Below are 22,193 nucleotides of genomic sequence, written 5' to 3' on the forward strand. Positions count from 1 at the left end.
GTGTCCGATCCCATCGGCCTGGCATGGGCAGCCTCCCTGGCCTCGATCGCGGTGGCGGTCGTGGCCGCGGGTCACGCGGTCGTCTACAAGCGTGATCCGCGGTCGGCCACGCCGTGGGGGCTGCTCATCAGCGGCGGCACTGCCCTCCCGCTCGCTGGCCATCCGTTTGCGTGACGGCGCAGCCCGTCTGTTCACCTGATGGCGACTCGACTTTCGAGGAACACGGCCCATGGAAAAAAAGAATCAATGGAATACCGGCTACTGGATCGTTGCCCTCCTGCTGTTGTTGAGTTTGCAGAGCTACTGGCAGACGGCGAAAACCGTCGAGCCGGTGCCCTACAGCGAGTTCGAGAAGGCGCTGGCCGAGGGTCGCGTCGCCGAAGTGCTGGTGTCGGACCGCACGGTCACCGGGCGCCTGAAATCGCCGGACAGCCGGGGCAAGACCACTATCGTGGCCACCCGTGTCGAACCCGACCTGGCCGAGCGGCTGTCCAAGTACGACGTGCCCTATGCGCGGGTGGTGGAAAGCACTTGGCTGCGTGATGTGCTGTCCTGGATTCTGCCGGCGGTGGCCTTCTTCGGCGTCTGGTTCTTCCTGTTCCGCCGCTTCGCCGAGAAGCAGGGCATGGGTGGCTTCCTGAGCATCGGCAAGAGCCGTGCCAAGGTATTCATGGAGAAGAACACTGGCGTGACCTTTGCCGATGTCGCTGGCGTCGATGAAGCCAAGGCGGAGTTGGTTGAGATCGTCGATTTCCTCAAGAATCCGCAGGAGTATGGACGGCTCGGGGCGCGCATTCCCAAGGGCGTGTTGCTGGTCGGCCCACCGGGCACCGGCAAGACATTGCTGGCCAAGGCTGTTGCCGGCGAGGCGGCGGTGCCCTTCTTCTCCATCTCCGGATCAGAGTTTGTCGAGATGTTCGTCGGCGTGGGTGCGGCCCGTGTGCGCGACCTGTTCGAGCAGGCCCGCGGGCAGGCGCCGGCCATCATCTTCATCGACGAGCTCGATGCGCTGGGCCGCGCGCGCGGCGTCGGCGGCCCCATCGGCGGCCACGACGAGCGCGAGCAGACCCTCAACCAGCTGCTCACGGAGATGGACGGCTTCGACAGCTCGGTCGGGCTGATCATCCTCGCCGCCACCAACCGCCCCGAAATTCTCGACCAGGCGCTGCTGCGCGCCGGTCGCTTCGACCGTCAGGTGCTGGTGGACCGTCCCGACAAGAAAGGTCGCCTGGATATCCTGAAGGTCCATGTCAAGAAGATCACCCTGGCCCACGGTGTAGATCTGGAACAGGTGGCGGCGCTGACCACCGGCTTTTCCGGCGCTGATCTGGCCAATCTCGTGAACGAAGCAGCGCTGAACGCGACGCGGCGCAAGGCGCAGGCTGTGGAACTGCAAGACTTCACCGCCGCCATCGAGCGCATCGTGGCCGGCCTGGAAAGGAAGAACCGTGTGCTCAATCCGAAGGAGCGGGAAACCGTGGCCTATCACGAGATGGGGCATGCGCTGGTGGCGATGGCGCTGCCCGGCACCGATCCGGTACACAAGATTTCAATCGTTCCGCGTGGCATCGGTGCACTCGGCTACACCCTGCAGCGGCCCATCGAAGACCGATTTCTGATGACACGTGCCGACCTGGAGCACAAAATCGCCGTGCTCCTGGGAGGGCGCGCGGCTGAGAAGCTCGTGTTTGGCGAGCTGTCCACAGGGGCTTCAGACGATCTCGCGCGGGCCACCGACATCGCCCGCGACATGATTACGCGCTTCGGCATGGATGAGGGCTTGGGGTACGTTGCTTTTGAGGCACAGAGGCCGCGTTTTCTTGATGCGCCTGAACTGGTACAGGGTGGCTGCCGGGTAGCCGAATCGACTCAGACACGCATCGACCAAGCCATCCGTGACATCGTGATGGGTGTGTTTGATCGTGCATACCGAATTCTCGAAATTAACCGAGAAGTGCTGGAGCGGTGCGCGCGCGAACTGCTCGCACGGGAAACGCTGGATGAATACAGCATCCGGCAACTGACGCAAGGGCTACAGCTCGAATCCCCATGTCACAGCGGCCCAACTGCCGGAGCCATTACTTCCTCTGTGTCCCAAGGAGCCACCTCATGAGTGACAGCATTCATATCGTCTGCCCACACTGCCAATCCATCAATCGCGTGCCAGCCAACAAGTTGGCAGAGAAGCCCAATTGCGGGCGGTGCCAGCACCCGCTGTTCACCGGAGAGCCCATTGATCTGACCACAGCGACCTTCGCCCGTCATCTGGAGCGCAGTAACCTGCCGCTGCTGGTTGACTTTTGGGCGCCGTGGTGCGGACCGTGCAAGATGATGGCGCCGCAGTTCGAGCAGGCAGCCTCCCTGCTTGAACCCAAGGTGAGGTTGGCCAAGGTAAATACCGAGGCCGAGCCTCACCTGGCCGCCCAGTTCGGTATTCGCAGCATTCCAACCCTGATTTTGTTCCGAGGGGGACATGAGGTTGCACGTCAGGCGGGCGCCATGGGCGCGCAGGACATTATGCGCTGGGTGACATCCCGCTTGCCGCAATGACCCGGCGCGAACCACCCTGCTTATCAGTTGTTCGATCCTTGAAGAGAGTGCGTAGCCGCGATGCATAGAGACCCTAACCACACAATCTTTGACGAAATGCGCTCCGAGTTGCAGAAACTTTGGAACCTCTGTTTCACCCATAAGGAGCGTCACCTTTGAACGAGACGCCTCAAACCTCAGCCCGACACTGTGACCAGATTAACCAGAATGCCCATTCTGGCAGTTGGCATCTCGATCTTGGCTCGCAACTCCTCACTTGCTCCGATGAAGCCTGCCGCGTGCTCGGCCTGGATGTTGGTGCGCCAATAGCCTTCGAGCGATTCCTGCAGTGCATTCACCCTGAAGACCGCCCCCTCTTCGATAGGGCATGGGATGCTGCCATGTGCGGAAAGTCCCTTGATCTGCGGTGTCGCATCGTCAGCGGAGGGCAGGTTCGCTGGATACACCTGCGGGCAACATTCAAGGGCGACGCCTCTGGTCGACCCAGAGCGGCAGACGGGACGGTAGAGGACATCACCGATCTCAAGAGGGTCGAGCAGGCGCTGAACGCTATGCGCCGACAGCGAGAAGAGTTGGCCAGCCACGTTCCCGGTATGCTTTACCAATACCGTCTTCGTCCGGACGGCAGCTCGCACTTCCCTTATGCCAGCGCGAGGATACAGGAAATATACGGGGTTGCACCGGAGGATGTTGTTGAAGATGCCACGCCTGCGTTCGCTGCGCTCCATCCTGAAGACCGCGACCGTGTGCATGAAACCATACGGGCGTCGGGGCAGTCACTCGCGCTTTGGCATGACGAGTACCGAGTGCAGTTTCCAGACGGTCGGGTGATCTGGGTCGAAGGCGAGGCGTCGCCTGAAGCCATGCCTGATGGGAGCATCCTCTGGCACGGCTATATCCATGATGTCACCTCACGCAGAATATCCGCGGAAGAGCTTCGCCTTGCGGCTAAAGTTTTTGAGCACGCAGGAGAGGGCATCCTCGTTACCGACGCTCAAGGCCACATAGTCAACGTCAATTGGGCGTTTTCCGTGATCACTGGTTATGCGCGGGAGGAAGTAATGGGTCAGACACCTCGTCTGCTCGAGTCCGATCGCTATGACGATGAGTTCTATCAGACCGTTTGGCAGGCTCTGCGTGAGCACGACTATTGGCACGGAGAGCTCTGGTGCCGACGCAAGAACGGCAGTCAGTTTGCCGCGCTGCTGACGATCAGTGCAGTCCCGGATACGCGGGGCAATATCGAGCATTACGCAGCCATGTTTTCCGACATCACAGGGCTGAAGGAGAACCAGCAACAGCTTGAACGCGTTGCTCATTACGACCTGCTCACCGGCTTGCCCAATCGACTATTGCTTGGAGACCGCCTTAAGCAGGCCATTCGTCAGACACGTCGGCGTGGCATGCACCTGGCGGTTGTCTTCATCGATCTGGATGAATTCAAGAAGGTCAACGACCAGCACGGCCACGGAGTCGGCGACAAATTGCTTTCCGTCCTGTCCAGGCGTATGGCGCAGGTGTTGCGCGAAGACGATACCTTGGCCCGTCTTGGTGGTGATGAGTTTGTCGCTATTCTGGTCGACCTGCCGGATATTTCCGTCAGCGTACCGATTCTCGATCGCCTGATCGAGGTGGCTGTACAGCCCGTACCGATTGGTGACGCACTGTGCGAGGTGAGCGCGAGTATCGGTGTGAGCTACTACCCGCAAGGCGAAGATATCGACGCCGACCAACTGCTGCGGCAGGCAGATCAGGCTATGTATCGTGCCAAGCAAGCCGGCAAGAATCGATATCACGTTTTCGATACGGAGAAGGATTGTACTCTGTGCACCCGTCACGAAGGATTTGACAGCATAAAGAATGCACTTGCCAATGGGCAGTTTCTGCTTTATTTCCAACCTAAGGTCAACATGCGCACCGGTGAGGTGCTGGGCGCCGAAGCCTTGATCCGCTGGCAACATCCGACGCGTGGCTTGTTATCTCCTGCCTCCTTCATACCCATCATTGAGAACCATCCGCTCGGGATTGACGTGGGGGAATGGACCATCGAGGCTGCGCTGACCCAGATCGAAGTTTGGCGCAAGGCCGGCCTTCATGTCCCGATCAGCGTGAATATCGGTGCGCGGCACTTGCTGCAACCGGACTTCATCATGCATCTACGGGGTATGTTGTCACGACATCCCGGCGCCCAGCCGCAAGACCTTGAACTGGAAATCCTCGAAACCAGCGCCGTGGAGGACTTCGTTCAAGTGTCTCAGTTGATGGCGCTGTGCGAGAGGATGGGATTGCGTTTTGCCCTCGACGATTTCGGCAGCGGCTATTCATCGCTGACCTATCTGAAGCGCCTGCCCGCGCACCTGCTCAAGATCGACCAAGGTTTTATACGCGGCATGCTCGAGGATCCGGACGATATCGCCATCCTCGATGCGCTACTGGCACTGGCAAGCTCGTTTGGCAGGAACTGCATCGCGGAGGGAGTCGAATCCATTCAGCATGGTGAAATGCTGCTGCGTATGGGATGCGAGTGGGGTCAGGGCTATGCCATCGGGCATCCGATGCCAGCGCATGAATTCGAGCAATGGCTACACACCTGGCAGGTACCCTTATCCTGGAAGGGATTCAAACCTGACAGTCGCTCCGCGCTGCCCGTGCCGTTCACATACGCCGACCACCGGGTCTGGATTTCCCAGATGATCGACTATCTGTCAGGCAAGGCCCAAGTGCCCCCTCAATCCGAAACACTCCAATACTGGCGGGATCAAAGTGGCCGCCCTACGTTCTTCGGCAAGGATCCTGATGATCAGGTCGATGTCCTGCATCAGAGCATCCAGCAGTTAGCGCACACCCTGAGTGAAATGAAAAATGCCGGCCGTGTCGAGGCATTGAGGGCTGGCATCGACAAGTTGCAACGTTTGCAGGCGGATCTGCTGGGATTGCTGCCGCCAGACCAGAAGCCGAATTGATGCCATGCATGGAACAAAGGTTTGACGTGCAAGAGGCTGATCCACCCATCGGCGGCGCCACGGACGTGCAGGACGTTATGCGCTGGGTGGCTTCGCAATTGCCCCGGCAATCCAGGTGTAATCGAGTCGTCTTCTCGGACTCCCCGTTCCATTAACGTTTCATTGAAAGAGAGAGCAACGCTTATGCATAAAGAATCTGGCCACACGACCCTTGACGAGATGCGCTCCCAGTGGCGGTTGATGACGGTTTACGAGCGCTTCGAGCAGGTCGTCGCCCTCGTTCTGTCGGCGATAATTGCCGTCATCATCGTGGTGTCGCTGTTCCAGCTCATCGCCATCGTCTTCACGCTGCTGGTCCTCGATGCCTTCAATCCCCTGGATCACAAGGTATTCCAGAGTGTGTTCGGCATGATCATGACGCTCTTGATCGCGATGGAGTTCAAGCATTCCATCGTGCGCGTGGCGCTGCGTCGGGACAGCATCATCCAGGTCAAGACCGTGATCCTCATCGGCCTGATCGCGCTGGCACGCAAGTTCGTGGTCCTCGACCCCGACACGAGTCCCGCCAAAATCGCCGCGCTGGCAGGCGCCACACTGGCGCTTGGTACCACTTACTGGCTGCTGCGCGATCGCGACGACCGCGCCGCCGAGACATCTGAGCATGACCCGTCATCATCCCAGTGACCCGCGCGCGGCGTTGTTGCAACACCGCTGGCTCAACCGCCTGCAGACCGGGCTGTTGGTCCTGGCCCTGGTCGGGATCGCAGCCGCCGCAGGAAGCCTGCTGTTCGGGGAAAGCGGCCTGTGGCTCGCGCTGTTTGCCGTTGCAGGCACGCTGCTGCTGGAGCCGGCAGCCGCGTCGGCGCTGACCCTGCGCCTGTATCGCGCGCGGGCACTGCACCCGCACGAAGCCCCGGAAATTTGGGCTCTGTTGCGCGAGCTGTCCGCCCGTGCCGGTTTGCCCGCCACGCCGGTGCCGCACTACGTGCCCAGTGCCGTCGTCAACGCCTTCGCCACCGGCTCCAAGCAGCATGCATCGATCGCCCTCACCGATGGCCTGCTGCGCAACCTGAGTTCGCGCGAACTGGCGGGTGTGCTCGCGCACGAGGTCGCGCACATCGCTAATGAGGATCTGCGTGTCATGGGGCTGGCGGATTCCGTCAGTCGCCTCACGAGCCTGCTAGCGATGGTCGGACAGATCGCTATTGTGTTCAGCTTGCCCGCACTGCTGGCCGGCGCGGTGGCGGTCAATTGGCCTGGACTGCTTCTGCTGATCGCCTCGCCCCAGCTGGCCCTACTCGCACAGCTCGGCCTGTCTCGCGTGCGTGAGTTCGATGCTGACCGCCTCGCGGCGGAACTGACGGGCGACCCGCACGGGCTGGCGTCCGCGCTGGCGAAAATCGAGCGGGTCAGCCGCTCCTGGCGTGCCTGGCTGCGGCCGGGATGGGGCAATCCCGAGCCTTCCTGGTTGCGCACCCATCCGGCAACGCAAGATCGTATCTCACGCCTGCTGACGTTGGCGCCTGGACCCGTAACAGCCTTGCCGTTTCACGCGCCCCATTTCTTGCCGGAATCCGCTGTGACGCCGCGCCCGCCGCGCTGGCGCCCGAGCGGGCTATGGCGCTGATTGCCTATCAACAGGAGACTTCTCATGGCCTACCCTGACCCGTACCCACGCCCCGCACCGGATCCCTTCATCCGGCGCTGGCTCGTCATCACTGCGTGCGTTGCAGCACTCATGCTGTTCTGGCAGTTCCTGCCCGCCATCGAAGCCTGGTTCAGCCCGCGCCAAGCCGCTGAGCGCACCGTCACGCCGCGTGGCGATCTGGCCGCTGACGAACAGGCCACCATCGAACTGTTCGAAAAATCACGCGCCTCGGTGGTCTACATCACCACCGCGCAGCTGGTGCGCGACGTCTGGACGCGCAATGTCTTCTCCGTGCCGCGTGGCACCGGCTCGGGCTTCATCTGGGACGACGCCGGCCACGTCGTCACCAACTTCCACGTTATCCAGGGCGCGTCCGAAGCCACGGTCAAACTCGCCGATGGCCGCGACTACCAGGCCGCGCTGGTGGGGGCGAGCCCAGCGCACGACATCGCCGTGCTCAAGATCGGCGTCGGTTTCCAGCGCCCGCCCGCCGTTCCGGTCGGCACCAGCGCAGACCTCAAGGTGGGACAAAAGGTGTTCGCCATCGGCAACCCCTTCGGCCTGGATTGGACACTCACCACCGGCATCGTCTCGGCGCTTGACCGCACCCTTTCCGGCGACGCCAGTGGCCCGGCCATTGACCACCTGATCCAGACCGACGCCGCTATCAACCCCGGCAATTCCGGTGGCCCGCTGCTCGATTCGGCTGGGCGGCTGATCGGCATCAATACCGCCATCTACAGTCCGTCTGGCGCCTCGGCCGGCATCGGCTTTGCGGTGCCGGTCGATACCGTCATGCGCGTGGTGCCGCAACTCATAAAGACCGGCAAGTACATCCGTCCGGCGCTGGGCATCGAGGTGGATGAGCAGCTCAACGCGCGTCTGCAGGCGCTGACCGGCAGTAAGGGCGTATTCGTATTGCGCGTGACGCCGGGCTCGGCGGCGCACAGGGCCGGGCTCGTCGGCGTCGAGGTCACCGCAGGCGGCATCGTGCCCGGCGATCGCGTTATCAGCATCGACGGTATCGCCGTCGACGACGTCACTACATTACAGGCCCGGCTAGACGACAAGAACGTTGGAGATGTTGTGGTCTTGTTAGTGGAGCGGGCCGGCAAGACTCGCGAGATGCTTGTGGAACTACAACCGGGAGTTTGATGGAAAGTGGGTCATGGATCTGCACAGCGAAGCAGCCAAGCGACTTCAGCCTTGCGCCGAACTACGAGCCCTAGCTAGTGCAGTGGGGGGAAGGCTGTTTAGGTTAAATGGATATAAGGGTGTCATTTTTGATTGTGTTTCCTGATTACCCATGATCTTCAGCCAGCTTCAGCAAGCGGTATGGCATAGGCGGCGTGATCGCCGCAGCAGCCCCAAGCTTGGCGAGCATGCCGCTAAGGTCAAAGCGATTGTTGAAGCGGAAGCAGTATTCAGCGAGATGGCGGGGAATGTGCCTCTGGCCAAGCTTATGGCAGCTCCCGTGAAGCGAGTTTTTGATGTTGCCGAGCATCGTGTTCACCCAGCGAAAGGCGGCGTGATCCAGCAACTCCAAACGCCCGCCCATGGTGAAGCCCAGATGGTTGCAAGTGGCGCGCTCAACCGCTCGAAAGCATTTGAGGCCGTCAGAGATGACCAGACTTCCCGGCCCCAGGTGGCGCTTAGCCCAAGCACCTATCTCTTTGGTTTTGAAACCAGAAACGACCGTCATGCGCATGGCTATCGGGTGTCCAACTTCGTTCAGAGCAACTGCCGCTACAAAAGGTGTCTTGCCTGCCGCCCCTCGTCCTCGTTTGCCACCGCGTCGTTCGCCGCCCCAGTAGGCGTCGTCGAGCTGAATAATGCCGTGCAGAGGATGCCGATCATCCGCTTCTTTCATCGCCTGCAACAGTTTGTGCTTCACCATCCAGGCCGTGTTGTAGTTGACGCCAAGCTGGCGATGCAGCTCCATGGCAGACAGACCGGTCTTGGAGACCGTCAGCAGATGAAGCGCCAGGAACCAGGTGGTCAGCGGCAGCTTGGTGCAGGCGAAAATGCTGCCACTGATCAGCGAGCTCTGGCTGCGGCAACGGTTGCACTGAAGGACGCGGGGACGATGGTGAAGGCGGCAAAAGGTCGTATTGGAGCAGTTTTTACAGACGAAGCCTTGGGGATAACGCCACTTAAAGAGAGCTTTCTCGCACAGCTCTTCCGTGCCGTACTTCTCCAAAAAACCGTTTACGCTCAGACCCTTCTGATACTGAACTTTGTTCTTGGCCATGGCCGTGCTCTCCGCCCGGAAACTGTATGCGCATACAGTATAGGCATGGCTGCATAACATGGGTAATCAGGTTGTGTTTTTAAAAGAAGGTGTTGATTTTTTTGGGTAAGCATTTAGGGCGTCCAAGGGTTGGAGCAGTTGGCACGGATGAGAGAGCTTAATGCTCGCTAGGGATTGGATCTATGTGTTTTTTCTGACTGACTGCTTACGTGTTGGAACGGGCAACATCGGAAAAGGATGAATCTTTATTTTCACCATTTACCGTATTTTTCGAGCCTGGGCGAAAATTAGGATGATACTTTAGCGCCCTTAATCATTCTCCCATGAAAGGCAAAACGATCCAGTCTCGGGTGTAAGTGCTCACAACATACTGATATAAAAGGGATTTTTTATGAATAGGAGAGCGCGCGACGTTTCTCTCTGTTTTTAGGGTTAGGATGAAACTTTATTTGCATCCCACAGCTGCTGGACTTGCGTCTGGCCCAATATCAGCAGCGCAAAATCGCATCGGCAGCCGCCATTTCCCCTGAGCCCTTCACAACTATCCACGATGAGGAACAGGCGCTGGCGCCTGATGGCAAAGCGCGTCAGGTGACCCTGATTTAAGGCTGGCTATCCGATAGCACGATCAGTGTAAAAACCAGCAGTGTGAAAACAATCAAGGCGCCAGTGGCGCCTTGATTGTTTGATGAGATGGTCGGTCACCGCTGGCCATTACCTAAACAGCCATTCCATATCGTCCTCTTCCTCATCCCACCTCATTTGCTTCTGATCCCAGCGGGCCGCCAGATAGGGTTTGAGGGTCTGCAGGGTGGTGATCTCGGCCAGCTGGGCAGTCAGGTGGTCGATATCACGCAGCAAATAGTCCCGATGTTCGGCAAAGGCCTGCTCGGTCTTTTTCTTGGATGATTGCTTGAATTTGTGCAGCACCGCGCCCATTAGCCCGTCTTGCCCGCCGTAGTAGCTGACTTCGAGCTCGCGTAGCTGGCGTTTCAGCATCGGGTTGAGGTAAGCGAGGTTCTCGTCACTGAGCAGGTTATCGAACTCGGGCAGGTGGGTGTGGGCCAGCTGCAACAGGGTGAACATCTCTTTGTTTTCCCAGGCCTGGCTGAGTTGGCCCATGATGCGGGTCTTTTCCGCCTGCATGACGGGGTCGGGTTCCCGATCCGGGTGCAGCGCCAGGGCGAGCTTGCGATAGAGCTGCTTGAGGCTGGATTTGCTGAACAACTGTTCGATGCGCGCCTCTTCCTCTTGCTCACGACGTGTGCGCGCGTGGGCAAAAGCATCTTGCTGCTCAGTGCCGAAGAGAGGCTCATCGGCAAACAACTCATCATCGTCGAAGCGGGCATCCTCTTCTTTATCGACGGTGTTGCACTCTTCGGCCATATGCTGGCGCGCCGCATTCATCATGTACTCGTTCAACCGATCGGGGTTTTTGAGCATCTCGCGCAAGGTATCGATGTCATCGGGGCAGTGGCCACAAGTCTCCATCAGCATCTGGGTAAGAACGTCACACTGATAGTCGAGCTGTTCGTCATCCATGTGCAGGGCGGTATTGGTTTGGATTTGGTGAAAGAGGGGAGCCAAATCCATCTCGCCACGAAACGGATTGGACTCGATATAGCTGATGAGATCGTGGATCCAGTGGTGCAAGGTCTCCCGCTGCCACAGGGTAAAGCTCTTGCGAGCCGTAAAATCGACCAGGCGCTTGGCGAGGGCAAAGATGAGCTCGCACTGTTGACGCTCAAGGGGTTCTATTTCGCTGGTGAAACGCTGATAGATATCGCGGCCGTTGAGGGCTTGCTTGTCGATCTTTGCCTGTAGCTTTTCGAGCGCTTGCCAGTTGCGGTGGAAGAGATCGAGGGCGGGGTTGCCCGTCGCGGGGGAGGGCTGGCGAGCGGGCTGCTTGCGACCCGGATGACGAAGAGACATAAGCCGCCTCCATGGGCGTTAATTGATTCGCTAAAACAAAAAACCGACGCGGGGCCGGTTTATCGCCGCGCATAAATTGCGCGAAGTCTGCCTTGCTGATGAGTTGCCGGCCATATTCAAGCCTTTCATTTCTTTCGCAACAGATAGCAACAACAGAGAAATAATGGGGTGGCTGATGGGGCTCGAACCCACGACAACCGGAATCACAATCCGGGACTCTACCAACTGAGCTACAGCCACCACTGAAATCATCGCCATTTTGTGTCTGCCAAGGCGTGGCCAAGGTCATCTTGAGATAATCTGCCGAATGGACGATAAGTCACACTCTTCGTCAATAACTCAATGATTTAAAACACATTTTAAATGGCGCGCCCTGCAGGATTCGAACCTGCGACCCACGGCTTAGAAGGCCGTTGCTCTATCCAACTGAGCTAAGGGCGCTTTGTATCAACACGTCTTAAGAACGAGTCGATGAACATGGTCGGTGATAAAGGATTCGAACCTTTGACCCTCTGGTCCCAAACCAGATGCGCTACCGGACTGCGCTAATCACCGAAAATCCCTGACCAGCATATCGACATGAGTCGTACTGGGCAACGGGCGGGCATCATAGCCAAGCGTAAGGGCCAGCGTCAACGACTTTTTCCCCCAGTAAATTCAAGTGCCTACTTATTGCCCGCTACAGGTCTGGCGTGCGTCTGCCGCTAACATCCCGGCTAAAAAAATGCGACAATGCGCGGCAGTTGAACACATGGTGAGTGGAGAACGATGTCTGCCAAAATCATAGATGGAAAACAGGTTGCGCAAACGATTCGCAGCCAGGTCGCGGCGCAAGTCCAACAGCGGTTGGCGGCAGGGAAACGGGCTCCAGGGCTGGCAGTCATTCTGGTGGGGGCGGATCCCGCCTCTCAGGTCTATGTCGGCAGCAAACGTCGGGCGTGCGAGGAGGTGGGTTTTCTCTCCCGCTCCTATGATCTGAGTGCAACCGCCAGTCAGGAAGAGCTGCTGGCGCTGATTGACCAGCTGAATGCGGATAGCCACGTAGATGGCATTCTGGTTCAGCTGCCGTTGCCGGATCACTTTGATACCACTCAGGTGCTGGAGCGGATCCAGCCTGACAAGGATGTAGATGGATTTCACCCGTATAACGTCGGTCGTCTGGCCCAACGTATTCCGGCGCTGCGCCCCTGCACTCCGAAAGGGATCATGACACTGATCGAGACCACCGGCGTGAAGACGCACGGTCTGCATGCTGTCGTGGTGGGAGCGTCCAACATAGTGGGGCGTCCCATGACTCTCGAATTGCTGCTGGCGGGCTGCACAACCACGACCTGTCACCGCTTTACCCGGGATCTGGAAGATCAGGTACGCCGTGCCGATCTGCTGGTTGTCGCAGTCGGCAAGCCCAACTTCATCCCTGGGGAGTGGATCAAACCGGGGGCACTGGTGATCGATGTGGGCATCAACCGTCTGGCTGATGGCTCGCTGGTCGGGGATGTAGAGTTTGAGACGGCGCGCAGCCATGCCTCCTTCATTACCCCGGTACCCGGTGGCGTGGGCCCGATGACGGTCGCCAGCCTGATGGAAAATACCCTGATCGCCTGCAGTGAATATCACGACTGATCATGGCTGGTGATAACCCTGTGATCCTGTGAGGAGGCAGGATTCGCCAGAAATCTGACAATAAAAAACCGGTTGCTCAGAGAGGAACCGGTTTTTTATTTATCCAACGGGTGTTATTTACATATTTTGTGCTTCGTTTGGCACAATCACAGAGGCGTGATTTCCTTTTGGCCCCTGTTGCAGTTCAAAATTGACAGCCTGACCCGCTTTCAGGGTCTTGTAGCCCTCCATTTGAATCGTGGAGTAGTGAGCGAATATATCCTCACCGCCCCCTTCCGGACAGATAAACCCAAATCCTTTTGCGTTGTTAAACCACTTAACTGTGCCGGTTGCCATACTTCTACATCCTTTTATTGATTACCCAGAAGTCGTTGAGTAACCTGCGCCAGCCCTTTATAACTAGGGACATGGGCCCATAGCAGACGGGCACAGATTAGCAAGTAACCAATCTAGTCTAACTTTTGAGCGAGTCAAGAAGTTGTTAACAGCTGATGTGATCTGGTTAACAAGTCTATTGACAACCTTGTGTTAGACGGTAGTAATCTAGAGGTACCAAAGCGCGATTATGAGCAAGCAGAAAGAACTCTTTGCTAATGAAGAGATTGCAGAAGCAGAGAAAACAAAGCTGCAGCCGCCACCCATGTATAAAGTTGTGTTGAACAACGATGACTACACCCCGATGGAGTTCGTGGTGGAGGTGCTGCAAAAGTTCTTTGGTATGGATTTGGACAAGGCGACTCAGGTCATGCTGAGTGTGCATTATAGTGGTAAGGGTGTCTGCGGCATGTTTACCGCAGAGATCGCCGAAACCAAGGTTGTCCAGGTCAACACCTATGCACGTAACAACGAACATCCACTGCTCTGTACTATGGAAAAGGCTTGAATCTGATGACTTGATGGCGAGTGTGACACCACATTGTAGCTGTACTAGGGGAGGTGCCTATGTTGAATAAAGATCTAGAAAAGACGCTGAACGAGGCTTTCAAACTGGCCCGTGACGAGCGCCACGAATTCATGACCGTCGAGCACCTGTTGTTAGCCCTTCTGGATAACAGTTCAGCCCATGAGGCGCTGAGCTCCTGTGGTGCCGATGTCGAGCAGATGCGCAAGGAGATCCGCGCATTTATCACCCAAACTACTCCGCTCATACCGCGCGACGATGAAGATCGTGAAACCCAGCCGACACTGGGCTTCCAGCGCGTGTTGCAGCGTGCCGTCTTCCATGTGCAATCCTCCGGCAATACCGAAGTCAGCGGCGCCAACGTGCTGGTCGCTATCTTCAGTGAGCAGGAGTCACAAGCTGCCTATTTCCTGAAAAAAGCCGAGATCAGCCGTCTCGACGTCGTCAATTTCCTCTCCCACGGTGTGCGCAAGGACAGCAAGCCGGATCTCGGCAGCAATAACAATCCCGAGTCTGATGATGATGTCTCGGCCGCACAGATCGAGAGCTTTGCCACCAACCTGAACCAGCTGGTGCTGGAAGGGCGCATCGATCCGCTGATTGGCCGTGATCAGGAGCTCAACCGTACCATTCAGGTGCTCTGCCGTCGTCGCAAGAACAACCCGCTGCTGGTGGGTGAAGCTGGCGTGGGGAAAACCGCCATTGCTGAAGGGTTGGCCTATCGCATCGTCAAGGGGGATGTCCCCGAGGTGATTGCGGGCAGTACCATCTATTCGCTGGATATGGGTTCTCTGCTGGCGGGCACCAAATACCGTGGTGATTTCGAGAAGCGCCTCAAGGTACTGCTCAAGCAGATTGAGCGTCAGGAAGGGGCTATTCTCTTTATCGACGAGATCCATACCATCATTGGTGCCGGTGCGGCATCCGGTGGTCAGCTGGATGCGGCCAACCTGATCAAGCCGCTGCTCTCCAATGGTTTGCTCCGCTGTGTGGGATCCACCACTTATCAGGAGTACGCCCAGATCTTCGAGAAAGACCGTGCGCTGGCCCGTCGCTTCCAGAAGATCGATATTGTCGAGCCGACTATCGATGACACCACTCGCATCCTGATGGGGCTCAAGAGTCGCTACGAAGCCCACCACGGTGTACGCTATACCGCCAAGGCGATCCGTGCAGCTGCCGAGCTCTCCGCCAAGTACATCAATGATCGTCACCTACCCGACAAGGCGATCGATGTGATCGACGAGGCGGGTGCCGGTCAACGGTTACTGCCGGCGAGCAAGCGCAAGAAAGTGATCAATGTGCAGGAAATTGAGTCCATCGTAGCCAAGATCGCCCGCATTCCGGAAAAATCAGTCTCCTCTTCAGATAAAGAAGTACTGAAGAACTTGGAACGCAATCTGAAGATGGTGGTCTTTGGTCAGGATAAAGCCATCGAGGTGCTGACCGATGCGATTCGCCTCTCTCGTTCAGGTTTGGGTAACGAGCGTCGCCCGGTTGGTTGCTTCCTCTTTGCCGGTCCTACCGGTGTTGGTAAAACAGAGGTGACCCAGCAGTTGGGCAAGGCATTGGGTGTCGAGATGCTGCGCTTTGATATGTCCGAGTACATGGAGCGTCACACCGTCTCACGTCTGATTGGTGCGCCTCCCGGCTATGTTGGTTTTGAGCAGGGTGGTCTGCTGACTGATGCGGTGATCAAGCATCCTCATTCCGTTGTGTTGCTTGACGAAATTGAGAAAGCTCACCCGGACGTATTCAATCTGCTGTTGCAGGTGATGGACAACGGCACCCTGACCGACAACAACGGGCGCAAGGCGGATTTCCGCAACGTGATTTTGGTCATGACTACCAACGCCGGTGTGCAGGAGACCCAACGCAAATCGATTGGCTTCCAGCAACAGGATTTGAGCCACGATGCCATGGCGGTGATCAACAAGACCTTCAGTCCGGAGTTCCGTAACCGGCTTGATCACACCATCTGGTTCAACCATCTCGATATGACGGTGATCCATCAGGTGGTCGACAAGTTCATTGTCGAATTGCAGGTTCAACTGGATGCGAAGGGAGTTTCTCTCGAGGTGTCCGAGCGTGCCCGCCACTGGTTGGCAGAGAAGGGATATGACAGAGCCATGGGCGCCAGACCGATGGGGCGGGTAATCCAGGAGCACCTCAAGAAACCCCTGGCCAACGAGATCCTGTTCGGTTCACTGGTTGACGGGGGAATTGTGAAGGTTGAGTTGGTAAATGACAGCCTCAGCTTTGATTTTCAGGTCAATGTTGAAGCTGTTTCCCACTAAGCGTCAGTGATCAGAAAACGACAAAAAACCCCAACCGAAAGGTTGGGGTTTTTTGCTGAATTCCTGGCTTAGCGAGAGCGGAAAACAATACGTCCCTTGGAGAGATCGTAGGGAGTCAGTGCTACCGTTACTTTGTCTCCAGTCAGGATACGAATGTAGTTTTTGCGCATCTTGCCTGAAATATGAGCGATAACCACGTGACCATTCTCCAGTTCCACACGGAACATGGTATTGGGCAGGGTTTCGAGAATAGTGCCCTGCATCTCAATACTGTCTTCTTTAGCCATTGAATCCTCTTGATAAGCCACAACAAAAAACCGCTGGATCATGCCGGATTTAAGGCTATGTGTAAAGTTTACTCGGGCTTGGTGTCGATATTTTTCCATTCCCCCTGAATTAACAGCTCATGAGGGAGGTAATTGCGTTTGTAATTCATCTTGCGACACGCCTCTACCAGATAGCCAAGATAGAGCCAGCTTCGCCCGGTTCGCCTGGCCAGATCGAGCTGGCAAAGGATGGCAAAGGTGCCCAGGGAGCGATCGGCATAATCCGGATCGAAGAAGGTGTACATGGCGCTCAAGGAGTGGGGTAGCAGGTCTGTGGTGGCCACGCCGATAAGACGGCCCTCCTTGCGCATCTCCAGATAGAGTGGCGGCATCCAGTCACAATGGAGAAACCCGCGATACTGGCTGCGGTTGGGGGGATACATGCTGCCATCGTGGTGGCGTTCGCGGATATAGCGTTCGTAGAGCAGGTAATACTCGGGTTTGTCATCGTAGCTCAGGACGATCTCGATATCTTTGTTGAGCTGGCGGATCCGTTTCTGGCCGCGGCTGGGGCGAAAGCGTTCGCTGTGAATACGAAGGGACTGGCAGGCATGGCACGCCGGGCAGTGGGGGCGATAGATGTCGTTGCCACTGCGGCGAAAACCGGCAGTCAACAATCGCTCGTAACCGTTGGCGTTGAGCAGATTGTGATCCATCAGCACCAGCAACTGCTCCTGTTCATGGTCCAGATAACTGCAGGGATGCTTGGGAGTCAGCCCTACTTTTAGGATCACTTCTTCAGTCATAGGCTGATCTCCCCCTCTTGCCAGCAGGAAGCCAACAGTGGTTGATGGCCAAGGCGCGCCAGCTCGGCCAGGAAACGGGCCCTTGGCCACTCCTCGATACCCAGGGTCGCCAGAAACGGGTTTTGCATCTGGCAATCGATGATGGCGCCGCGATGGCGGGCGAAGTGGCGACAGAGTGCCACCATGGCAAGTTTGGCGCCGTTATCAATCCGGCTGAACATGGATTCACCGCAAAACAGTCGGCCGATAGAGAGGCCATACAGTCCCGCTTGCAGCTCTCCCTCCTGCCAGATCTCGATAGAGTGGGCATGACCCAGCCGATGCAACTGCTGGTAGGCCTCGATCATGGGTTGGCTGATCCAGGTGCCATCGGCAGTGCGACGAGGGGCGGCGCAGGCAGTGATGACTTCATTAAAGGCGCGATTGACGGAAATATCGAATGGGGTACGGCGGATAATCTTCTGCAGTGTCCGCCCCACATGGAGTTGGTCGGGACGGATCACCCCGCGCGGATCAGGTGACCACCACAGGGTTGGCTGGTGTGGTTCATTCCACGGGAAGATCCCCTTGTGGTAAGCTGCCAGCAATCTGGCAGGGGAGAGATCCCCGCCGATCGCCAGCAAGCCGTTGGGCTCTTCCAGCGCATGGCTGGGGTCGGGAAACCAGCAAAGCTCATCATCCAGTTGGGTAAGATAGCGAGACATAAGGCAACGAGGTTCATAGATGAAGGCCATTATCCTGATAGTATCCAGCTTGCTCTGCTTTGTCACGGCGCCCGCCGGGGCGGAGGTCTACCAGCGCAATACCGCGCGGCCGGTCAATCAGGTGGTGTTTGGTCAGGTCGAAACGGTGCGCAATATTACCCAGCGCCAGATCCTGGAGTCCGAGCACTCTGGCTGGAAGACGCTGGGTGGTGCCGTGTTGGGCGGCCTGCTGGGCAACCAGTTTGGCGGCGGTCATGGCCGTGAAATCGCCACCGCCGTCGGGGCGCTCGCAGGTGCTGCAGCTGCGCAGCAATACCAGTCCGGGGGAACCGTGGTGGAAAACAAGTTGGTGGAGCTGCTGATCCGCAACGAGCAAAATGCCCTTATCAACGTGATCCAGGATTATGATCCCGCCATGGTCTTTGCCAATGGGGACAAGGTGCGCATTCTCTACTTCGATGATGGGGTGCGGGTCGACAAGACTTACTGACTTTCGATAGTCATGGTGATGGGGAGACTGTGGCAGGGAAGGAACCCGCAGACTCTCCTGCTGGAAAGTCTGTCGGGCGGTAATACACGGGACTGATGCCCTGAGGATTCAGATAGTTATCTCTTGAGAGACTATCTTGTCGCGACCGGTGTTCTTTGCCTGATAGAGCAGCCGATCCGCTACGCTCAGCGCCTCGTCCATGGATATCCGCCCGACGCTGACCACGCCGTAACTGGCGCGAACAAAGAGCGGGGTTTCCGGTGACAAAGGTTGCTGGCGCAGCTGCTGACGCAGCCCTTCAAGACGCTTGATCAACACGGGGACGGTACAGTGAGGCACCATCATGGCAAACTCCTCTCCGCCAAAGCGGGCGATCATGGCATCGGGGAAGAACTGGGTCAGTAGCCGGGTCAGATGGCAGAGCAGTTGATCGCCGATGGCATGGCCCCAGTGATCGTTGACCTGCTTGAAGTGATCCACATCGAGCACACAGAGTGCGAGAGGCGTCTGCTGGCGCTGATGCTCTTCAAACCATTTTTGCCCTTCGTTGAACCAGTAGCGCCGGTTGTAGAGACCGGTCAGGTAGTCACGATTGGCTGATTCCTGAATACTGTTGAACTGCTCAAGGGCTTCCAGATTGTGGCTGACCCGACACTGCAGCTCTTCCGGCTCGAACGGCTGGTTGAGAAAGTCGTTGGCGCCCTGCTTGAGATAGCGAGCAGAGAGACCGCGCTTGTCCGAGACCGAGATCCCGATAATCGCGAGCTGCTGCTTGCTGTAACGCTCTCTCAGCATCCGCACCAGACTGATGCCATCGATATCCGGCATGTAGTAGTCGACCAGTGCCAGCCGGATGTCCGGGTGTTGCTCCAGCATCGCCATCGCTTCACGGGCATGACTGGCCTCATGCACCTGCAACAACTGCTTGCGCAACTGGGCCATGGTGCGGTGACGGGAGGTGCGTGAGTCGTCGACCACCAGCACTTCGATGGACTGGTTGAGATAGAGGCGGTGCACCAGACTGACGGCATATTGCAGCGAGTGGCGCGAATCCTTCATCACATAGTCCAGCACGCCGGTTTCCAGCCAGGCGGCACGTTTATCCTCGCTGATGTCGGCAGTGAGGATCACCACCGGCAAACCTCGAGCCAGCAGCTCGTTGACCGCTTCGCCACGGGGCGCATCCGGCAAGGTCAAGTCCACCAGCGCGACCACATACTCCTCTCCCCGACAGTGACGGGCACCTTCGAGGGTATCGAAGGCGTCAATCTCGAGGCCAGTTTGCTGGGCAATGGCCTGAGTCAGCATACGGCGGATGGTCAGGCTATCTTCGACAATCAATATCTTCTGTTTCATTAGACTCCTTCAAATAAAAAAGGCATACCGACTGGTATGCCTTATATCACAACTGCGCTTATTTATTGCGCGTCGAGGTAGCGTTCGGCATCGAGGGCTGCCATGCAGCCGGTACCGGCAGAGGTGATCGCCTGACGGTAGTTGTGGTCGGCCACGTCGCCGGCAGCGAAGACACCTTCAATGCTGGTCTGGGTGGCAAAACCGTCGAGGCCGCCACGTACCTTCAGATAGCCGTTTTGCATCTCCAGCTGGCCATCGAAGATCTGGGTATTGGGCTGATGGCCGATGGCGATGAAGACGCCCATCAGCGCCAGCTCGCTGGTGCTGTTGTCCTGAGTGTTGCGCAGGCGCACACCGGTGACCCCCATCTGATCGCCCAGCACTTCGTCCAGGGTCTGGTGGGTGTGCAGCACGATGTTGCCGCTCGCAACTTTGTCGTGCAGACGCTTGATCAGGATCTTCTCGGCACGGAATTCGTCGCGGCGGTGGATCAGGTGCACCTTCTTGGCGATGTTGGCCAGATACAAGGCTTCTTCAACTGCGGTGTTGCCGCCGCCGATCACCGCCACTTCCTGATTGCGGTAGAAGAAACCGTCACAGGTGGCACAGGCGGAGACGCCGCGACCCTTGAAGGCCTCTTCGGAGGGCAGACCCAGATACTTGGCGGAGGCGCCGGTCGCGATGATCAGGGCATCGCAGGTGTATTCGCCGTTGTCGCCCTTGAGACGGAACGGGCGCTGAGTCAGTTCGACACTGTTGATGTGATCAAACAGGATGCGGGTATCGAACTTCTCTGCATGGGCTTTCATGCGCTCCATCAGGGCAGGGCCGGTCAGCCCTTCCGGATCACCTGGCCAGTTCTCCACTTCGGTGGTGGTGGTCAGCTGACCCCCTTGCTGCATGCCGGTGATGAGCAGGGGATTGAGGTTGGCGCGGGCGGCATAGACGGCCGCGGTGTAACCGGCCGGGCCTGACCCTAAGATCAGCAATTTGCTGTGAGTGACTTGGCTCATGATGTCATTTCCGGGATGTGATGAGTTTGCGCGATTGTAGGTAATTCGTGATCCGGGGTCAAAGGCTGGTGAGTCGATTGCACTAATCGTGTTCACAAGGGGTGACATGCAAAATAAAGGAATAAAAAAACCGCCCATCGCGGGCGGATTTTCACTCATCTCCAACTGGCGCAGGCCAGCGCAGATCAGTTCAGCAGGGTCAGGGGATCCGTGTAGGCAAGGCCATGTGCCACGGCCACTTCCTTGCAAGTGAGCTTGCCCTCCATCACGTTGAGCCCGTGCAACAGGTTGGGGTCGCTCAGCAGTGCCTGACGATACCCTTGCTGGGCCAGCTTGATGATAAAGGGGAGGGTTGCATTGTTGAGCGCCACGGTCGAGGTGCGGGCCACCGCCCCCGGCATGTTGGCGACACAGTAGTGCACCACCTCATCGACGATATAGGTCGGATCCTGGTGGGTGGTGGCGTGGGAGGTTTCCACACAGCCGCCCTGATCGATGGCCACATCAACGATGGCAGAACCCGGCTTCATGCGCGCAATGTGGTCACGGCGGACAAGTTTTGGCGCAGTGGCACCCGGTACCAGCACACCGCCGATGACCAGATCGGCCGCCAGCAGATGGCGTTCCAGCGTCTCGCTGTTGGAGTAGACCACCTTGGCCGCTCCCTGGAACTCGTTATCGAGACGGCGCAGGGTATCGACGTTGTTATCGAGGATGGTGACATCCGCGCGCAGGCCAATGGCCATGCGGGCCGCATTGGAGCCGACCACGCCGCCACCGATGATCACCACCTTGGCCGGTTCGACACCGGGTACGCCGCCGAGCAGCACACCGCTACCACCGCGCGATTTTTCCAGCGCTTGGGCACCCGCCTGAATAGACATGCGTCCGGCAACTTCTGACATGGGGGCCAGCAGGGGCAGGCCGCCACGGCCGTCGGTGACGGTTTCATAGGCGATACAGATGGCGCCGCTTTTCAGCAGGGCTTCGGTCTGGGGCAAGTCTGGCGCCAGATGCAGATAGGTGAACAGGGTTTGACCCGGACGCAGCATGGCACATTCGACAGGCTGAGGTTCCTTGACCTTGACGATCATCTCGGCTTTGGCGAAAACCTCTGCAGCAGAGGCCAAAATTTCGGCTCCAACAGCGATATAATCTGCATCGCTGAAGCCAATGCCGTTTCCGGCACCGCTTTGGACGAAAACAGTATGGTTTCGTGCTGTCAGTTCACGTACACTGGCCGGAACCATGCCTACGCGGTATTCATGGTTTTTTATCTCTTTAGGTACACCGATAATCATGCTATCCCTCGTCTATAGATTGGTGTTTCATGTTGCCAAAATGTTAACCAACATTTGCGCCTAGTATATTCAGGTATTGACAGGATTTGTGA

The 22,193-nt window shown here is 57.7% G+C and carries 21 protein-coding genes and 3 tRNA genes; 12 read left to right on the forward strand and 12 right to left on the reverse strand.

The window, feature by feature from the left end:
* The 7 genes from VF684_RS13600 (at position 1) to VF684_RS13630 (ending at position 8,316) form a co-directional block, all read left to right on the forward strand.
* Positions 1-174, forward strand: coding sequence for a hypothetical protein (locus VF684_RS13600; protein ID WP_312553988.1), 174 nt, complete (start codon positions 1-3; stop codon positions 172-174).
* A gap of 55 nt (positions 175-229) precedes the next feature.
* A complete protein-coding gene (gene ftsH / locus VF684_RS13605) occupies positions 230-2,113 on the forward strand; it encodes an ATP-dependent zinc metalloprotease FtsH (protein WP_139700435.1) in 1,884 nt (627 codons plus the stop codon).
* The gene (gene trxC, locus VF684_RS13610; protein WP_139700425.1) at positions 2,110-2,550 is read left to right on the forward strand and encodes a thioredoxin TrxC; all 441 of its coding nucleotides are present in this window, start codon (positions 2,110-2,112) and stop codon (positions 2,548-2,550) included. Before ftsH ends, trxC begins: the two co-directional genes overlap by 4 nt.
* Before the next feature lie 155 nt (positions 2,551-2,705).
* Positions 2,706-5,513 (forward strand): sensor domain-containing protein, encoded by a 2,808-nt coding sequence (locus tag VF684_RS13615; RefSeq protein ID WP_139737420.1) that lies wholly within the window; start codon positions 2,706-2,708, stop codon positions 5,511-5,513.
* 219 nt (positions 5,514-5,732) lie between these two features.
* Positions 5,733-6,197, forward strand: coding sequence for a phosphate-starvation-inducible PsiE family protein (locus VF684_RS13620; RefSeq protein WP_425888261.1), 465 nt, complete (start codon positions 5,733-5,735; stop codon positions 6,195-6,197).
* Positions 6,175-7,140, forward strand: a complete 966-nt coding sequence (locus VF684_RS13625; protein ID WP_031755014.1) for a zinc metalloprotease HtpX — start codon at positions 6,175-6,177, stop codon at positions 7,138-7,140. The genes VF684_RS13620 and VF684_RS13625 overlap by 23 nt, the downstream gene beginning before the upstream one ends.
* Before the next feature lie 24 nt (positions 7,141-7,164).
* Positions 7,165-8,316: a S1C family serine protease gene (locus tag VF684_RS13630; RefSeq protein ID WP_111896944.1), complete on the forward strand. Its 1,152-nt coding sequence runs from the start codon at positions 7,165-7,167 to the stop codon at positions 8,314-8,316.
* Between the two features lie 145 nt (positions 8,317-8,461).
* Here the strand turns inward: VF684_RS13630 and VF684_RS13635 are convergent, their stop codons facing one another.
* Positions 8,462-9,412, reverse strand: a complete 951-nt coding sequence (locus VF684_RS13635) for an IS1595 family transposase (RefSeq protein WP_111896943.1) — start codon at positions 9,410-9,412, stop codon at positions 8,462-8,464.
* Positions 9,413-9,883: 471 nt separating this feature from the next.
* On the opposite strand from VF684_RS13635, the gene VF684_RS13640 reads away from it, so the two are divergent.
* Positions 9,884-10,018, forward strand: a complete 135-nt coding sequence (locus tag VF684_RS13640; protein ID WP_273545546.1) for a hypothetical protein — start codon at positions 9,884-9,886, stop codon at positions 10,016-10,018.
* Between the two features lie 108 nt (positions 10,019-10,126).
* On the opposite strand, the gene VF684_RS13645 is transcribed toward VF684_RS13640, so the two are convergent.
* From VF684_RS13645 to VF684_RS13660, 4 genes are all read right to left on the reverse strand, one after another.
* A complete protein-coding gene (locus VF684_RS13645; protein WP_109422568.1) occupies positions 10,127-11,344 on the reverse strand; it encodes a J domain-containing protein in 1,218 nt (405 codons plus the stop codon).
* A 164-nt stretch (positions 11,345-11,508) separates the two neighbouring features.
* Positions 11,509-11,584, reverse strand: a tRNA-His gene (locus VF684_RS13650).
* 124 nt (positions 11,585-11,708) lie between these two features.
* Positions 11,709-11,785: transfer RNA gene (locus tag VF684_RS13655), tRNA-Arg, on the reverse strand.
* 37 nt (positions 11,786-11,822) lie between these two features.
* Positions 11,823-11,899: transfer RNA gene (locus tag VF684_RS13660), tRNA-Pro, on the reverse strand.
* 213 nt (positions 11,900-12,112) lie between these two features.
* Here VF684_RS13660 and folD point away from each other — a divergent pair.
* Positions 12,113-12,967: a bifunctional methylenetetrahydrofolate dehydrogenase/methenyltetrahydrofolate cyclohydrolase FolD gene (gene folD, locus VF684_RS13665; protein ID WP_005346435.1), complete on the forward strand. Its 855-nt coding sequence runs from the start codon at positions 12,113-12,115 to the stop codon at positions 12,965-12,967.
* A gap of 117 nt (positions 12,968-13,084) precedes the next feature.
* Here folD and cspD read toward each other — a convergent pair whose 3' ends face one another.
* Entirely contained in the window at positions 13,085-13,303 is a 219-nt protein-coding gene (gene cspD, locus VF684_RS13670) for a cold shock-like protein CspD (RefSeq protein WP_005300025.1), read from the reverse strand.
* Positions 13,304-13,532: 229 nt separating this feature from the next.
* Between cspD and clpS the strand changes: the two genes are divergently transcribed.
* Entirely contained in the window at positions 13,533-13,850 is a 318-nt protein-coding gene (clpS, locus tag VF684_RS13675; RefSeq protein ID WP_005337111.1) for an ATP-dependent Clp protease adapter ClpS, read from the forward strand.
* Between the two features lie 59 nt (positions 13,851-13,909).
* Complete coding sequence (gene clpA, locus VF684_RS13680; RefSeq protein WP_005337110.1) at positions 13,910-16,165, forward strand: ATP-dependent Clp protease ATP-binding subunit ClpA; 2,256 nt, start codon at positions 13,910-13,912, stop codon at positions 16,163-16,165.
* A gap of 68 nt (positions 16,166-16,233) precedes the next feature.
* Here the strand turns inward: clpA and infA are convergent, their stop codons facing one another.
* From infA to aat, 3 genes are all read right to left on the reverse strand, one after another.
* Positions 16,234-16,452 (reverse strand): translation initiation factor IF-1, encoded by a 219-nt coding sequence (gene infA / locus VF684_RS13685; protein ID WP_005300033.1) that lies wholly within the window; start codon positions 16,450-16,452, stop codon positions 16,234-16,236.
* 68 nt (positions 16,453-16,520) lie between these two features.
* Positions 16,521-17,237, reverse strand: coding sequence for an arginyltransferase (locus VF684_RS13690; protein ID WP_040066402.1), 717 nt, complete (start codon positions 17,235-17,237; stop codon positions 16,521-16,523).
* A complete protein-coding gene (gene aat / locus VF684_RS13695; protein WP_440174311.1) occupies positions 17,234-17,941 on the reverse strand; it encodes a leucyl/phenylalanyl-tRNA--protein transferase in 708 nt (235 codons plus the stop codon). The genes VF684_RS13690 and aat overlap by 4 nt, the downstream gene beginning before the upstream one ends.
* 19 nt (positions 17,942-17,960) lie before the next feature.
* Here aat and VF684_RS13700 point away from each other — a divergent pair, with 19 nt between their 5' ends.
* Positions 17,961-18,431, forward strand: coding sequence for a glycine zipper 2TM domain-containing protein (locus tag VF684_RS13700; protein WP_005337104.1), 471 nt, complete (start codon positions 17,961-17,963; stop codon positions 18,429-18,431).
* Between the two features lie 108 nt (positions 18,432-18,539).
* On the opposite strand, the gene VF684_RS13705 is transcribed toward VF684_RS13700, so the two are convergent.
* From VF684_RS13705 to ald, 3 genes are all read right to left on the reverse strand, one after another.
* Positions 18,540-19,787: a diguanylate cyclase gene (locus VF684_RS13705; protein WP_376898491.1), complete on the reverse strand. Its 1,248-nt coding sequence runs from the start codon at positions 19,785-19,787 to the stop codon at positions 18,540-18,542.
* Between the two features lie 62 nt (positions 19,788-19,849).
* Positions 19,850-20,800 carry a thioredoxin-disulfide reductase gene (gene trxB, locus VF684_RS13710; protein WP_111900030.1) on the reverse strand — a complete coding sequence of 317 codons (951 nt, stop codon included), beginning with the start codon at positions 20,798-20,800 and terminating at the stop codon, positions 19,850-19,852.
* A gap of 185 nt (positions 20,801-20,985) precedes the next feature.
* The gene (gene ald / locus VF684_RS13715; protein WP_005337098.1) at positions 20,986-22,101 is read right to left on the reverse strand and encodes an alanine dehydrogenase; all 1,116 of its coding nucleotides are present in this window, start codon (positions 22,099-22,101) and stop codon (positions 20,986-20,988) included.
* Positions 22,102-22,193 lie beyond the last annotated feature (92 nt).

Origin of the sequence: Aeromonas sp. Lyrl_2, from assembly GCF_051948815.1 — a bacterium.
GTDB classification, from domain to species: Bacteria; Pseudomonadota; Gammaproteobacteria; order Enterobacterales; family Aeromonadaceae; genus Aeromonas; species Aeromonas veronii.